The 14,829-nt window shown below is 48.0% G+C and carries 11 protein-coding genes; 5 read left to right on the top strand and 6 right to left on the bottom strand.

The window, feature by feature from the left end:
• Positions 1-157: 157 nt before the first annotated feature.
• Together ACTHY5_RS01530 and ACTHY5_RS01525 are read right to left on the bottom strand one after the other, a co-directional pair.
• Positions 158-1,231 carry a hypothetical protein gene (locus ACTHY5_RS01530; RefSeq protein ID WP_441875399.1) on the bottom strand — a complete coding sequence of 358 codons (1,074 nt, stop codon included), beginning with the start codon at positions 1,229-1,231 and terminating at the stop codon, positions 158-160.
• Entirely contained in the window at positions 1,224-1,793 is a 570-nt protein-coding gene (locus ACTHY5_RS01525; protein WP_441875397.1) for a hypothetical protein, read from the bottom strand. Before ACTHY5_RS01525 ends, ACTHY5_RS01530 begins: the two co-directional genes overlap by 8 nt.
• A 481-nt stretch (positions 1,794-2,274) precedes the next feature.
• On the opposite strand from ACTHY5_RS01525, the gene ACTHY5_RS01520 reads away from it, so the two are divergent.
• The 5 genes from ACTHY5_RS01520 to ACTHY5_RS01500 all read left to right on the top strand — a co-directional run bounded on the left by ACTHY5_RS01520 (position 2,275) and on the right by ACTHY5_RS01500 (position 11,316).
• Positions 2,275-3,156 carry a DMT family transporter gene (locus ACTHY5_RS01520; protein WP_441875394.1) on the top strand — a complete coding sequence of 294 codons (882 nt, stop codon included), beginning with the start codon at positions 2,275-2,277 and terminating at the stop codon, positions 3,154-3,156.
• 151 nt (positions 3,157-3,307) lie between these two features.
• Positions 3,308-5,098, top strand: a complete 1,791-nt coding sequence (locus tag ACTHY5_RS01515; protein WP_441875391.1) for an aminopeptidase P family protein — start codon at positions 3,308-3,310, stop codon at positions 5,096-5,098.
• Positions 5,099-5,242: 144 nt separating this feature from the next.
• Positions 5,243-6,592 (top strand): CDP-diacylglycerol--serine O-phosphatidyltransferase, encoded by a 1,350-nt coding sequence (gene pssA / locus ACTHY5_RS01510; RefSeq protein WP_441875388.1) that lies wholly within the window; start codon positions 5,243-5,245, stop codon positions 6,590-6,592.
• A gap of 342 nt (positions 6,593-6,934) precedes the next feature.
• The gene (gene recG / locus ACTHY5_RS01505) at positions 6,935-9,007 is read left to right on the top strand and encodes an ATP-dependent DNA helicase RecG (RefSeq protein ID WP_441875385.1); all 2,073 of its coding nucleotides are present in this window, start codon (positions 6,935-6,937) and stop codon (positions 9,005-9,007) included.
• A gap of 194 nt (positions 9,008-9,201) precedes the next feature.
• Positions 9,202-11,316 carry an AsmA family protein gene (locus ACTHY5_RS01500; protein WP_441875383.1) on the top strand — a complete coding sequence of 705 codons (2,115 nt, stop codon included), beginning with the start codon at positions 9,202-9,204 and terminating at the stop codon, positions 11,314-11,316.
• A 41-nt stretch (positions 11,317-11,357) separates the two neighbouring features.
• Here the strand turns inward: ACTHY5_RS01500 and ACTHY5_RS01495 are convergent, their stop codons facing one another.
• From ACTHY5_RS01495 to ACTHY5_RS01480, 4 genes are read right to left on the bottom strand one after another with little or no spacing between them, the layout of a single operon-like run.
• Positions 11,358-12,248 (bottom strand): bifunctional GNAT family N-acetyltransferase/hotdog fold thioesterase, encoded by an 891-nt coding sequence (locus ACTHY5_RS01495; RefSeq protein ID WP_441875381.1) that lies wholly within the window; start codon positions 12,246-12,248, stop codon positions 11,358-11,360.
• A 56-nt stretch (positions 12,249-12,304) separates the two neighbouring features.
• Positions 12,305-12,742, bottom strand: coding sequence for a D-aminoacyl-tRNA deacylase (dtd, locus tag ACTHY5_RS01490; protein WP_441875378.1), 438 nt, complete (start codon positions 12,740-12,742; stop codon positions 12,305-12,307).
• Entirely contained in the window at positions 12,739-13,698 is a 960-nt protein-coding gene (gene pip, locus ACTHY5_RS01485; RefSeq protein WP_441875375.1) for a prolyl aminopeptidase, read from the bottom strand. The genes dtd and pip overlap by 4 nt, the downstream gene beginning before the upstream one ends.
• The gene (locus ACTHY5_RS01480) at positions 13,698-14,597 is read right to left on the bottom strand and encodes a virulence factor BrkB family protein (protein WP_441875372.1); all 900 of its coding nucleotides are present in this window, start codon (positions 14,595-14,597) and stop codon (positions 13,698-13,700) included. The genes pip and ACTHY5_RS01480 overlap by 1 nt, the downstream gene beginning before the upstream one ends.
• Between the last annotated feature and the right edge of the window lie 232 nt (positions 14,598-14,829).

Raw genomic sequence — 14,829 nt, 5'->3', positions numbered from 1 at the left:
TTCGACTTTTTATACAAACAAAAATAGATCAGTTATTTTTCCAGATTGGTATAAGATAATAGATTGCCCCGGTATCTTTCTAAAAAAAATCCTGACTTTCATCAGGATTTTTGCAAAGGTCTTACACAGTTTGTTTTAAGACTAGGGATTAGGCTAATTAAGCAAGCTGAAACAGGCTTTTACGCCAAATGAACATCATGACCGCCAACCCTGCCATCCCTATCGACAAGGCAGCAGCATAATCGGTGCTCACTAAAAACCCCAAGGTATAACAAGGCGTTAAAACAGCAACGGCAATCGATGAGCGACCATTAATGCCACCAAAAATCAGCAATACCGGAAACACAACACCAATAATAAATAACAAGCTGCGATACACCAGATCACCAAAGGCAAACCTTAGCTCTGGCGCCAATAAGGCGATGCCAAAGTGGAAAGCACATAGCAGGCCAACGACAATAATGGCGGGCAGCGCCAACTTTCTCTCAAACCAAGGTGTTTGTTCAAGCTCGCACAAATGCGCCGCTGTGGTAAAACCCATTTGCATCACCCATAACCCCACCAGCCATGGTAGCGCTGGGTGAGTTAACCCCTGCTCAGTCATAAAGGCCGACAATATGGGCGTGCTATACAAGATACCAATCAGCAATATAGCAAACAGCACCATAAAGCCGATAAAGAAGCTCAGTTTGGGGTTGGGACTGGCGGCAAAGGCGCGATGAAAGGTTAAGTCAAAATAAGGAGCCAGCACAAAGCCAAGTGCTAAGGGCACCACATAATGTATAAAGCCATCAGCAACAGGCACTGGGGGCAAGTTAGGTGCAGGGTAACTTAGTGCAATAGCAAATAGCGCCAGTGTTGCCACAAAAATTAACACAGACAACCCAATCAACTTGCGGCGCAAAGTAAAAAAGGCGCTACTTGCAGCAATAAATCCAGCAATAGGCAAAGCAGAATTAAGCAGGGTGCTGATCCAGGCCATAAACACCAAGTGATACGCCACAACAACCACAGAAAATAACTGAGACAAGAAACTAAAGTGCGCTAAAAAACGAGCTCTGCGAGGTCCACTGAACACAAACCCAAACAAAGCTGCGCCTGTGATATTCACCGCAAAGAATACCCAAAAAGCCACCGCACTAAAATCATGATCGAGCAAGACGGGCAAAAAGCCACCGATGCACCAAAACCAAGCGCAGGCAAGAAAGAACGCGGGCAGCAGGTTACGCATCACGGGCTCCAGGCACAGTCCATAAGTGAAAAGTCACTTCACCTCTACCAATACGGCGCCCAGGCTCACCAGGCTTTTTACCACGTGTATAAACATGCACTTTTAAATCGGCATTAAAGGGCTGATTAGTGTTTATTGCTTCATCAATACCTTCACTCACCGGCTCTATCTGAAAGTGCAGCCCATTAGTCGAGGGCAACCTAAATCGATAAGAAATATTCCTGCATACTAAACGATGACCACCATCGGTACGCATAAACAAATAAGCGCCCGCGGCTAGCTCTAAATTAGCCAATAAAGCCGCTCCACCAATTGTTCCGTAAGCATTACGGTTAAACCTTTTATGGGGTACTTCTACGTAAAAGTTATCGGTTTCATAATTAATGCGCAGGCCAAACCGACACACCATAGGAAAAAAAATCCATGATAATAGCCATCCCAATATTGGGGAACGCATACTCGCCTGGTTAAGGGCACGCTCGACTTTAGGGCTAATCCACTTAAAGTTACTCGCTGGTGGGCGGTATTTTTTATCACCGCCATTTCCGGTCGTCTTAGACATTATTTGCTTCCTAGTCGTGCTTCATTCTCAAGGCCTGCTCAATACCTCAAAAACCCTATTTATGCGCCGCCCTTGGCATTCAACTCTTTCCATCAACCGCCATTACTCGCCATCTCCTCACACTGAGCAAAGAGGCTAATTCCTTTAATGGTAAAGATGGAAGATAATAACAAGGCTTAGTCGCTATCGCTCGTTTGCCGTCTGTTAGCTTCTATGCTCAGGGTAGGTGCTAACCCTATGTTACCCAAGTATGCTAAGCCAAGCGATGTTTGGTGGCGTGAGAGTGCGATTAAAAACGGTGAGTTTAGCTGTTAAGTGCAACAAACTTAAGAGGCAACATCATAGTATTAGGCTTAGCGTCTATTAGCTGGCCACACTTTATGCTAATCATTACATCTTAAGCAGTAATTTCTGTCAATTAATAAAGAGACCTTACTTTAGCGTTGACCTAGGCTCCACACCAAACAGTGAAATTAACAACATGAAACATCAACAAAAAGCCTACTGTTATGGCTTGGGTGCCGTCGCCTGTTGGTCAACGGTCGCCACCGCGTTTAAACTGTCTTTAGATTACTTTGATCCGGCCCAATTATTATTAGTGGCCACCATTACCTCGTCGCTATTGCTGCTAGGTATTTTAGCATGTCTTGGCAAGCTGCCTCTGCTCGCTCAAAGCATTAAAGCCCACCCCACCTATTACCTGTTACTGGGGCTGATTAACCCAACCTTATATTATCTGGTGCTCTTTCAGGCCTACGACCGACTTCCTGCTCAACAGGCACAAACCCTCAATTACACATGGGCTATCACCCTCACCTTGTTAGCAGTACCTTTTTTAGGGCAGCGTATTCGAAAGCAAGACTGGGGCGCTATTATATTGGGCTATTTAGGCGCTATGGTTATTGCGACTAGGGGCGACTTGCTTAGCTTAGACTTTGAAGACCCCCTTGGCGTCGCATTGGCACTATTATCGACCTTGCTATGGGCTGGCTATTGGATTTTAAACACCCGCCATCAGGGTGATGCGCTGGTCACACTCACCTTAAGCTTTTTAGTGGCTCTTCCTTTGGTCACGCTTGCTACTGGCTTATGGTCAGACTTTCAGTTATTGGCCTGGCAAGGCTGGGTAGGCGCCATTTATATTGGCGTGTTTGAAATGGGCATCGCCTTTGTTCTCTGGCTAATGGCCATGCGCTATGCCGAGCACACTGCGCGTATTTCAAATCTCATTTTTATCTCACCTTTTGCATCATTATTATTACTGTACTTTTTAGTGGGTGAAGAGATTTACCCCGCCACCCTCGTCGGCCTACTCATGATAGTCACCGCTTTAGTGATCCAACAGCTGAAGATAAAGCGATAAGCCTTTGACCTGTCTGTGTAAGCTTTGCTCTCTGGCGTTATTTTGTGCTCTGCTTTGTGCTTTTTGTAACAAAAATAATGATTAGATTTTGCTATAATTTGTGGCTGGCCGCTAACGGCTGATAACGGTACTTTCTTATTAAGGAGCCCCCATGACACACGCCCATCGCCTGACGGCTGCTCGTCGCACCATGGCCGAACACCAAATTCATGCTTTTATTGTGCCTCACGACGACGAGCATTTAGGGGAATATATTCCACCCTACGCCGAGCGGTTAGATTGGGTAACCGGCTTTAGTGGCTCTGCGGGCATGGCCGTGATTTTAGCAGAGACCGCAGCCGTGTTTGTTGATGGTCGCTACACAGTGCAAGTTCGCCAGCAATGCGATGACACCTTATTTAGCTATCATCACCTCATTGATGAACCTTACCTAGACTGGCTAATAAGCAAGCTAAACGCTGGCGATAAAATCGGTTTTGATGGCCACTTACATAGCCTGCATTGGTACCAAAGTGCCCAAGAAAAATTGGCCGCCCATCACATTCAACTGGTGCCCATCGCTGACAACATCATAGATCAACACTGGCACGACCGCCCTGAGCCGAACAGCCACCCAGCCCTGCTCTTAAATCAAGACTATAGCGGCCAACATAGCGAAGCTAAACGCAACCGCATTGCCCAAGACTTAGCCTCTCAAGACATTGATGTGCAATTATTAACACAAGCTGAGCCCATTAATTGGCTATTAAATATTCGTGGGCGAGATATTGACTGCCTGCCCGTGGTGCTAAGTTTTGCTCTGCTATATAAAGATAGCAGTGTGCAATTATTTGCCGATCCGGCTAAATTTGCCGAATTAGACTTAGCTGCACATGCTGGTAATAACGTCAGCCTACTCGCGGTTAATGAGCTTGAAGCACATTTGCAAACGCTTGGTAAACAGGGCGCGCGTGTACAACTAGACTCGACCACTGCCAACGCGTGGAGCGCGCTTACCTTAGATAATGCTGGAGCAGAGCTGGTGTTTGCCCCAGACCCTTGCATGCTACCTAAAGCTTGTAAAAATCAGGTAGAGGTAAACGGTAGTCGTAATGCGCACTTACGTGATGGTGCTGCCGTATGTCGCTTTTTAGCTTGGTTAGATAAGCGCGTGAACCAAGCTAATCCAGAACAAGAACACGAAGGTACCCTGGCAGATAAACTTGAGGGTTTTCGCGCCAGCCACCCTGAGTTTATTGAACCCAGTTTCAGTACTATTTCGGCACTGGGCCCTAATGCCGCCATGTGTCATTATCATCACCTCAATGGCACGCCCCGCACACTAGGCCAAGATGCGCTCTATTTAGTCGACTCTGGCGGTCAGTATTTAGACGGCACTACCGATATCACTCGCACTGTGGCCGTAGGTGAGCCTGATAGTGAAGTAAAAAAACTGTTTACCTTAGTGCTGCGTGGTCATATTGACTTAGCCCAAGCGCGTTTTCCTGCCGGCACTGGGGGCCAACAACTCGATGCTTTAGCACGCATGCCGTTATGGCAACAAGGTTATAACTTTGATCATGGTACTGGCCATGGCGTGGGCCATTATTTAAGCGTACACGAGGGGCCGCAACGTATTTCACCTAAAGGCAGCATGGTGGCGTTAACAACCGGCATGATAGTGTCTAACGAGCCTGGTTATTATCGTGAAGCAGCGTTTGGTATTCGTTGTGAAAACCTGCAAGTGGTACAAGCCGCTCATCTAGCTGGCGATATTCCCGTATTTGAGTTTGAAACCCTCACTTTTGTACCCTTCGACCGCCGCTTAATTGATGAGCAATGGTTAGAAAACAAGCATATTCAATGGCTTAACCAATATCATCGTCAAGTGTGGGAAAAAATTAGCCCCTTACTGACAGCGGATGATCTTGCTTGGTTAGAGCAAGCCACCCGCCCTCTGTAATAGCAAAATTAAGCAGCGCACTCTTGCGAATATAGTGAAGAGTGCGCGAGAATTTGCCGTTGTTCAGTAAAATTCGGTAAACTGCTCACAAATATTGTCGTTTAAGTATGGTCTTGGGCGACAACTGATTAACCGGATTGATATATGTCACTCACTCACAACTACCGAACCTTGCTACAGCGCTTGCCAAAGCTTGCCATTAATGCCGAGCAAATAGACATTCTGCATTCTGCCCAAGGCTTTAAGCAGCGATTGTTAGAACTGATTGGTGCCGCTCAACAGCGTATCTATCTGGTAGCTCTTTATCTGCAAGATGATGATGCCGGCCGAGAAATTCTGACCGCACTGTATGAAGCAAAACAAGCCAACCCTGCTCTCGACATTCGGCTATTTGTTGATTTTCATCGCGCGCAACGCGGCTTAATTGGTCATAAAGGCCAAGGCGGTAATCATAAAATGTACCAAGCCTTTGCCAAACATTATGCCGAGCCTATCGATATCTATGGCGTGCCGGTCAAAGGGCGAGAAGTACTGGGAGTGTTGCACCTGAAAGGCTTTGTCTTTGACGATACACTGTTATATTCCGGCGCCAGCATCAACGACATTTATCTGCACCAGCAAGAGCGTTATCGCTTTGATCGGTATCACCAATTTAACGATGCTACGCTTGCCGATACCATGGTGGACTATATACAGCGTTTATTTATCGATAATCCAGCTGTGGTATCACTCACCAAAGAGCCCATTGCCAGCGCGCGTCAGTTAAGACCGGTAATCCGTCAATTTAAACAGCAGATGAAGCGTACTCAGTATCAGTTTGCTCATCAACAACGCCAACCCGGTCAAGTTTCGGTCACCCCGTTGGCCGGTTTAGGCAAAATAGGTAACCGCCTTAATCGCGCCATCCGCTCCACCTTGCGCAGTGCCCAGCAACAACTGTTTATTTGTACGCCTTACTTTAATTTGCCCAAGCCACTGGCAAAAGATATTCGTGGCTTACTGAAAAAAGGCGTTGAAGTCACCATAGTGATTGGTGATAAAACCGCCAATGACTTTTATATTGCTCCCGACCAACCGTTTCGCACCATAGGCGGCTTGCCCTATTTATATGAAGCGAACTTGCGCCGCTTTGCCCGCGCTCATCAAACCTCAATTTATCAGGGTAAACTAAACATTATGCTGTGGCGCCATGAGCGCAATTCTTATCATCTTAAAGGTCTATTTGTAGATAAAGATCTGGCGATGATTACTGGCAATAATCTAAATCCAAGAGCATGGGGGCTAGATTTAGAAAACGGCCTCTTGCTCAACGATCCCGAGCAATTATTACAGCCCAGTTTTGATGCTGAAAAAGCCAATATTCTTGAGCATTGTCAACGCATTGAGCATTTCTCAGAAATTGAAGAAATCACCGATTATCCCGCTCCTGTACAGCGCCTACTCAAACGCGTACAACGCACCCGAGCCAATGTACTGTTAAAGAGACTGCTTTAAACACAGCCGTCAGCTATCAGATAAACATAAGAGCTGGATTGCCGCGCTGCGCTCGCAAAGACAAAATAAGAGTAGCGCCCAGCTAACAGATAAACGCCGCTCAGTTCGTCATTGCGAGGAGCGTAGCGACGCGGCAATCCATGGCCCTTCGGTCAGCGTTAAGCTATCAGTTAAAACAAACACCGAACCCGCAAGATTCGGTGTTTTTTCTGACGGCTGACAGCTGATAGCTGACGGTTTTCTTATAGCTAGGCGCTTGGGGTTGGGCGCTCGGCGCTGCTGTTGCTCCCCTTTTAATCTCGGCTTTGCTATTCTTTGACTATATTCATGGGTGGGGTCGTTATGAATCTGGATAAAGTCTCCTTGAGCACGCTTAAAGGTGTGGGCGACAAGATGTTAGAAAAACTGCAACGACTCGGTTTGAGTACGGTGCAAGACTTGTTGTTTCATCTGCCCGTGCGCTACGAAGACCGCACCCGCGTGTATCCTATTGCTCAGCTCATGCCCGGCATGCATGTTTCTGTCATTGGCGAAATAGTCGATAGTAATATTAGCTATGGCCGCAAACGCATGCTGTTATGCCGGATGCGCGATAACACTGGCAGCCTGACACTGCGCTTTTTTAGCTTTGCCGCCGCCCAAAAAAACACCCTCACTGCGGGCACTAAAATTCGTGCCTTTGGCGAAGTGCGACCAGGCCAATATGGCCTAGAGATTATTCACCCCGAATACAGTCTGCAAGTGGGCGAGCACCCCATAACCAGCGAGGCTTGCTTTACTCCGGTATACGCTGCTACCGAAGGCTTACGCCAAATAACCTTACGCCAGCTAACCGATCAGGCACTCACCCTATTAGAACAAAACCCCTTACAAGAATGGCTGCCTGAGGGCTTATACAACAAACAAGTTAGCCTGAACGAGGCCGTTCGCTTACTGCACAGACCGCCAGCTCAGGTGGCTCTGTTTGATATTGAACAGGGCAAACATCCAGCACAGCAGCGCTTAATTATGGAAGAGCTATTAGCTCATAACCTATCGGTGCTAAAAGTACGCGAGCAAAGCCAAGCTCATCAAGCCCGCAGCCTGAGCTACCCGGCCTCATTAATTGACGATTTTTTAGCTCAGCTGCCCTTTACCCCCACAGGGGCTCAGCAAAGAGTAGTTGCTGATATTAACGCCGACTTACAAAAAAATGTGCCCATGATGCGCCTAGTACAAGGGGATGTGGGCTCGGGTAAAACGCTTGTGGCTGCACTCGCGGCATTACAAGTGATGGGCAACCAAGGCCAAGTAGCATTAATGGCGCCTACCGAATTGCTGGCCGAACAACATGCTAACAACTTTGCCGCTTGGCTAGCGCCCTTGGGCATTCAAGTAGGCTGGCTGGCTGGCAAGGTAAAGGGCAAGGCGCGAGCCGAGCAATTAGCACGGCTCGCCAGTGGCGAAGTCGGCATGATAGTGGGCACTCATGCCTTGTTTCAGGAAGAGGTGAAGTTTAATGCACTAGAGTTGGTGATCATTGATGAACAACACCGCTTTGGCGTGCATCAGCGCTTAGCCCTGCGCGAAAAAGGCAGCCAAGGGGCCTTTTATCCCCACCAGCTGATCATGACCGCCACCCCTATTCCGCGCACCTTGGCCATGACGGCTTATGCCGATCTCGACACCTCCATCATAGACGAGCTCCCCCCAGGTCGCACGCCAGTCAAAACCGTGGCCATGCCCGACACTCGCCGCCAAGACATAGTCGCCCGAGTGCGTGAAGTGTGTCGCGACCAAGGCCGCCAAGCCTATTGGGTATGCACCCTGATTGATGAATCAGACATGCTGGAGTGCCAAGCCGCCGAAGACACAGCCACAGAGCTAAGCGCACAGCTACCCGAATTAAAGGTGGGCTTAGTACATGGCCGCATGAAGCCGGCCGAAAAGCTGGCGGTAATGGCTGATTTTAAAGACGGAAAACTCGACCTATTAGTGGCCACCACAGTGATCGAAGTGGGGGTTGATGTGCCTAATGCCTCGTTAATGATTATTGAAAACCCTGAGCGCTTAGGTCTTGCACAATTACACCAACTTCGTGGCCGTGTCGGTCGAGGGGCTGTGGCCTCTCATTGCGTACTGCTGTATCACGCACCATTAACCAAAACCGCCAGCCAACGTCTTGGCGTACTGCGCGACACCAACGACGGCTTTATTATTGCGCAAAAAGATTTAGAAATACGTGGCCCCGGCGAATTATTAGGCACCAAACAAACTGGTCTCACCGATTTAAAAATTGCCGATTTGATCCGCGACCAACATCTATTACCCGAGGTACAGCGCCTAGCCCGTTACTTGGCCGATGCGCACCCCAAAATCGTTGCGCCACTCATTCGTCGCTGGCTGGGCGAGCGAGATCAATATGGCAAGGTCTGAAAGCATAGCTGTCAGCGGGCAGCTTTAAGCGGTCAGAAAAACAAAGATAAATGCGTTACGTATTTCGATGACCACAGCCACGGACAGAGAAATAAAGCTAACAGAGGTAACATTTTCTTGTAAGGTATTACCAAACAAGACGTTTTTCTTTATATTTTTTTCTGTGGGCGCCGTACTTCTCATAACAAAGAGTGATGGCGAAACGTCTTTTACCTTTAGCTGACGACTTAACGCTGCCCGAAGGGCCTGGAATTTTAAAGGGATATGCGATGAAGAAGCTGGCCAAATATTTATCAATATTGGTACTGGTGCTGCTACTAACCGGCTGGCTACTGTTGAATATATTTGATGCTAACCAGCTGAAAAAGCCGGTGCTAGGTTGGTTGAATGAACATTCAAATATTCACCTAGCCATCGGTAATTTAGAATTTAATCCACTGCACCCTTATACCTTGTTAGCCGAAGATGTGCAGCTAGGGGAGTGGTTTAGCGCCAAACAGGTATATGTTGAGCTCGCCCATTTGTCACCGCTCTCCAATCGCACCCGCATTGCCACACTGGATGTGATTGATGCGCAGGTACAGCTCGATAAGGCCGGTGACATCGCGCTACCAAGCAATTTAGCCAACATTAAAGTAGATGAATTCACCAGTAACAACCTGAGTGTTAACTGGCAAAGCTGGCAGGCTAAAGGCCTAGATATCACTTTAAACAACTGGCAGCCTCGGCGTGATAGCACTTGGCAGTGGTGGTCAGAAGCACAAATAAAGGGCCAATTACGCCAACTCACTCACCCCCACTTTGCCATGACACAAGTGAGCTTTCGTGGCCAGGTTGCCGATCAGCAACTACAGCTAACACAGCTACAAAGTCGCTTATTTGATGGGCTATTTGATGCAGCCTTAACACTCAATATGCCACAGCAAATGCTTACCTTAACCGAGGCGTCGTTTAGCCATAATCGGGTGCAGTTTGAGCAACTGCCACCCTTGGATACGAACTGGCGCCTGCAACTTAACCGCGCCACCTTTACTGATGTCAGCATTACTAGTCCACAAGTTATCAGTAATGGCATTAGTGGTGAGCTTCGCTATTTTGAGTGGCAAGCCGGCGGCCTACCCGATGCCCGCGGCTACTGGCAAGCCGATGAGGCAGTACTAGACTGGCTACGCCTAGATCAACATGAGGGTGAGCTACTCAGTCGCCATGATAGGCTCGATTTAAGTGTGAAAGGTCAGGCTTATGAAGGCTCCTTTAATAGCGAGCTACGCTGGACGCCCACACAAGCCCGCTTAGATATAGACACACTGCAATTAGCAGACAATAAGCTAATTTGGCAACCCGAATTATATTGGCCAACACCTGATATACGACTGCATAAATTAAATGTCAGCCAAATAGAGTTGTTATCCCTGGATGCCGACTTACCACTCTCTGTCTTGGGGGCTAACGCTTTTATTACCGACTTGGCTTGGTCTGCTGGGCAATGGCGCCCGTTAAGTGAGCAAGCCAGATTAGAAGCCAGCTGGGATGAAATTGCATTTAACAGCATAGTCGCGCGCCACGGGCACACCAAAGCTCGCCTAGATGACACCAAGCTGACCGTCGAACAACTTAACACTGAGCTATTAAACGGCCAATGGTCGATGCAGGGGGAGGTGGATCGTTACTCGCCCTATGCTGGGCAATTACAACTGACAGGGGCAGCATTAGATATACGACCCTTGTATCGTTGGCAACAGGGGGCTCATGAGTTTTCTGGCATACTGGATATTCAGGGCAGCCTGCAAGGCGAGTTAAACAATACCCAAACTTGGCAAGGGCAGCTGGCCATGACCGGTCAGGATGTATTTATCGAGAAAGTCGGAATAGATACTTGGCTGAAGGCACGATTAATTGAAGATTATCGCCAACTACGTCAGGTTGACCCCAAACTTGCCGCCTTAGATTTAAACCAAAGCGATGCCTTTATTTATCAAATGCAGCTAGCAGGTCCAGTTAATCAAGGCCGTTGGCAACTAGATGGCAGCGCATTGCAAAGCGTACGTCACTTGTTAGCCGTGCGGGGCCAGCTAGATTTTGCCGGCGCTTGGCAGCTAGAGCTGGGGGCGATTAACGAGAGTGGCTGTCGAGAGCTGGCCATTGCGTTAAGTAACACTTGGCGCGCGCCGCAGCTGAGTTTACATCAACCTAAACTCGCTATCCCTTGCAAACCTTGGTATAGAGGCGCTGTGCCCTACCCTAAATCCGGTTTGTCTGGGAGCATATTACAAGGCGTAAGAGCGCTGCAATTGGATGAAGAAGAGTAGCAGCAGTGTGTTGTGTTTACGCCGCACTCCTCACACGCAAATTAATGCGGCAAAATGACGTAGCGGCCGTTAAAAATAGCCGCTTTTTGTTCACCGCTATACAATATGACCTGCAAATCGATGCGCACCCGCTCGCCACTTTGTAAGGGCAGCAGTTGCTCTCGTAACCGCCCCTGAACTTCGGCGCTGGGCTCGTCCCAGATAGGCGTTAAGTATTTAATGTCTCCTTGGCCCTGCACTATGTCGCCAGTTAGGCCAAACTCTTGCATTTGTAACCAAATTAATCCCCAGCCCGTTAATACACATTGGCTATAAATACTGCCGGCAAACATAGACTCATGCAGGTTAAGGTTAGCGGTAAGGTTCGCTTTAGTTTTAAAGCGGCTGCCCGTGTATTGAATAATACGAATGCCCATCTTCTCGCTGATGGGGATGCGTCTGTGCCACTGACTTTGTAGTTCATCACACAGCTCTGAACAATGGCGAATTTGGTGAATGGAGGTCAGGGCTTTTATCATTTGCCGATGAGGGATTTTACCAAAACTAATAGGCCCCTCACCCACCACGGTAAAGCCACAACGACTGTAAAACGCCACCGCCTCTTCCCGGGCATTCATCACTAACCGGCGGGCGCTTTGCTGACGAGCAACTTGCTCTAATGCCTGCACCATGCGCGTTCCTAACCCTAAGTCGCGACACTCAGGCACCACCGCCATAAAGCGAATTTGCGCCTCATCACCGCTCATATATAAACGGCCAACGGCCACTAACTTATTTGAGCTATCTATCATCATGCGATGATGAGCATATTCATCAAACTCATCTCGCTCTGAGCCTTCGGGCTGTTGCCAGGGCTTGCGTAGCAATTGCCAGCGTAGATGATAATACGATTTCAGTTCCGCGTCCGTTTGCGGTGTTACCACGCGATACATGGTCTGCTCCTAGTAGTTTGGTAAAGGTAGACCAAGCGAATAAAGAGCATACTCCCTTACGCCTGCAACCAAAAGGTGACGGGGCCGTCGTTCACTAAGCTCACTTGCATATCGGCGGCAAAGCGCCCACTGGCAGTGGTAATGCCTGACTGTTGAGCGGCTTTCACAAAGTAGTCATACCAAATTTCAGCCTGTGCTGGGGAGCCTGCGCTAGAAAAGCTGGGGCGCAAACCGCTGTTGGTATCGGAGGCCAAGGTAAACTGTGACACCACTAATAAGCTGCCGCCAACTTGTTGAACATTGAGGTTCATTTTATCGGCATCATCCGAAAAGACCCGATAACCCAAGACTTTACGCAGTAGCTTATCAGCATTGGCTTGGGTGTCGTTACGCTCAACACCTAACAAGACTAATAAACCGGAGGCGATTTCCCCAACCACTTCCTCGTTAACCACCACAGATGCCGAGCTAACGCGTTGAATCAGTGCAATCATAACTGAGCTAACTCCTTGGCCATATGATCGGTGGCTTTCACTAAGGCATCTATCATGGGAGGGTCAAAGGCTGAATGCCCTGCACCGGGCACAATGTGTAGCGTTAACTCAGGCCAGTGGGTGGCCAACTCGGTGGCGGCTGCGGGCTTACAAATGGCATCGTAGCGCCCGTGCACCAGTACTGCTGGTATTTTGCGCAGTGCGTTTATCTGGCGAATAATGTGATTCTCTTCAATAAAGCACTGGTGAATAAAGTAATGGCTTTCAATTCTCGCCAAGGCTAATGCCCCATGCACTTCACCATAATACTCTTGCGCATCGGCTCTGGGTAATAACGTCGAAATTCGCCCCTCCCAAATTGCCCAAGCACGCGCGGCATTCAGTCGTGCCAGCTCGTTGCTACTGGTTAATAAGCGATAATAATGACTGAGCAAATGGCGTGTATCGCCCTCAAGTGGTGCAATAAAGTCTTGATAATAATCAGGGAATATCTGTGCTGCACCGCCGCTAGGCTGATATAACCAGTCTAGGTCTTGCTGACGCGCCAAAAACAGCCCGCGTAATATTAAAGCGCGCACCCGCTCGCCATGTTCAATGGCATAACATAGCGCCAGCGTTGAGCCCCAAGAGCCGCCAAAGACTAACCAAGAATCGACCCCTAGTAACTCACGAATTTGTTCAATATCAGATATTAACGCCTGGGTATGGTTATCAGCCAAATCAGCATGGGGCTGAGACTGGCCCGCCCCACGCTGGTCAAACAAAATAATACGATAGCATTCGGGATCAAAAAAACGACGATGTTGCTCGCTAATGCTAGCCCCAGGGCCCCCATGGAGCACAATAACGGGAATGCCTAAAGGATTGCCGCATTCTTCTATATACAACTGGTGGCGATCACTTACCGCCAACCAATGCTGATTATAATGGCCAATACTGGGATATAAGGTGCGCATTAATCAATTTCCTCCTCAGCATCAGGGTTAACGTCTTCAAACCGTTTGCCTCTTAAGCTTTCATACTCACCTAAGCCTGCGGTAATTTCGGCGCCCAATAAGGCGACCATCCAGCTCAAATATACCCATACAAAAATAATAGGCACGGTAGCGAGCGTACCGTAAATGGCTTCGTAAGACGGAAATTTTACAATATAAAAAGCAAACCCTCGCTTGGCTATTTCAAAGAGTAGGCCGGCGACTAAAGCACCACAAATTGCGTGGCTAAACTTTACTCTCGTGTTTGGCACCACCATATAAAAGGCAACAAACATTATGGTAGATAAAAGAAAAGGAAACAAAGATAACAGGTGATCTCCAACGCCCAACACGTCATTATCAAACACCCGTATACTGGTAATATAAGAAGTAATCACCAAGCTTGCGCCCACTAACATAGGCCCCAGTGTCAATATCATCCAATAGGTTGCAAAAGCTACTGACATGCGCCGCTTATCAGTTACTCGCCAAATATAGTTAAAGTTTTGGTCAATCGCTGAAATCAATAACATGGCTGTAAACGCTAATGCTACTACCCCCACCGCAGTGGTTTTAGAGGCATTATCGACAAAGCTTTGAATTTTAGTTTGTACCACATCGCCTGCAGCAGGCACAAAGTTGGTAAACACAAACTGCTGAATGGTGTCTCTTAACTCGGCAAACATCGGAAAAGCCGACATCATGGCAAAAATAACCGCCAACATAGGCACTAACGACAGCAGAGTGATATAGGCCAAGTAGCCGGCAGTTATTTTTAGTCGGTCCTCTTTTATGCGCTGTAATAAAAAGCGGGAAAAGTCTCCGCCATGCTCTCGAATAAAGTGCAGACGATGGGCAACCTGCGCAATAATTTGGCTCATAACTCTCTCTTTTCATCCCTAAATGAAACCATTGTGACAAATTACCCTACCACAGCGCCAGCCAGATATGCCTTGACCACAGATTTAGCTCACAAATAGGTGAGAAGCAATGCTAAGTAAAAGGCTAAAACCGCTTTGCCACAGAATACACGGACGAAAATACCACTAATTTTTTAAAGGGTAAGTCCCATTCCGATTCTTGGATACTTGATATGACCCATTAAAATTTGTC

It is taken from the genome of Oceanisphaera sp., from assembly GCF_052084945.1.
GTDB lineage: Bacteria > Pseudomonadota > Gammaproteobacteria > Enterobacterales > Aeromonadaceae > Oceanimonas.
The sequence above is the reverse complement of the archived record's forward strand: the minus strand, read 5'-3'. Positions and strand labels throughout refer to the sequence as shown.

What these genes read in the sequence shown, in the direction of transcription:
- recG (WP_441875385.1), top strand. Translation starts at nt 6,935, where the DNA reads ATGAATCTGGATAAAGTCTCCTTGAGCACGCTTAAAGGTGTGGGCGAC.
- ACTHY5_RS01515 (WP_441875391.1), top strand. Translation starts at nt 3,308, where the DNA reads ATGACACACGCCCATCGCCTGACGGCTGCTCGTCGCACCATGGCCGAA.
- ACTHY5_RS01520 (WP_441875394.1), top strand. Translation starts at nt 2,275, where the DNA reads ATGAAACATCAACAAAAAGCCTACTGTTATGGCTTGGGTGCCGTCGCC.
- ACTHY5_RS01525 (WP_441875397.1), bottom strand. Translation starts at nt 1,793, where the DNA reads ATGTCTAAGACGACCGGAAATGGCGGTGATAAAAAATACCGCCCACCA.
- dtd (WP_441875378.1), bottom strand. Translation starts at nt 12,742, where the DNA reads ATGATTGCACTGATTCAACGCGTTAGCTCGGCATCTGTGGTGGTTAAC.
- pip (WP_441875375.1), bottom strand. Translation starts at nt 13,698, where the DNA reads ATGCGCACCTTATATCCCAGTATTGGCCATTATAATCAGCATTGGTTG.
- pssA (WP_441875388.1), top strand. Translation starts at nt 5,243, where the DNA reads ATGTCACTCACTCACAACTACCGAACCTTGCTACAGCGCTTGCCAAAG.
- ACTHY5_RS01500 (WP_441875383.1), top strand. Translation starts at nt 9,202, where the DNA reads ATGGCGAAACGTCTTTTACCTTTAGCTGACGACTTAACGCTGCCCGAA.
- ACTHY5_RS01495 (WP_441875381.1), bottom strand. Translation starts at nt 12,248, where the DNA reads ATGTATCGCGTGGTAACACCGCAAACGGACGCGGAACTGAAATCGTAT.
- ACTHY5_RS01530 (WP_441875399.1), bottom strand. Translation starts at nt 1,231, where the DNA reads ATGCGTAACCTGCTGCCCGCGTTCTTTCTTGCCTGCGCTTGGTTTTGG.
- ACTHY5_RS01480 (WP_441875372.1), bottom strand. Translation starts at nt 14,597, where the DNA reads ATGAGCCAAATTATTGCGCAGGTTGCCCATCGTCTGCACTTTATTCGA.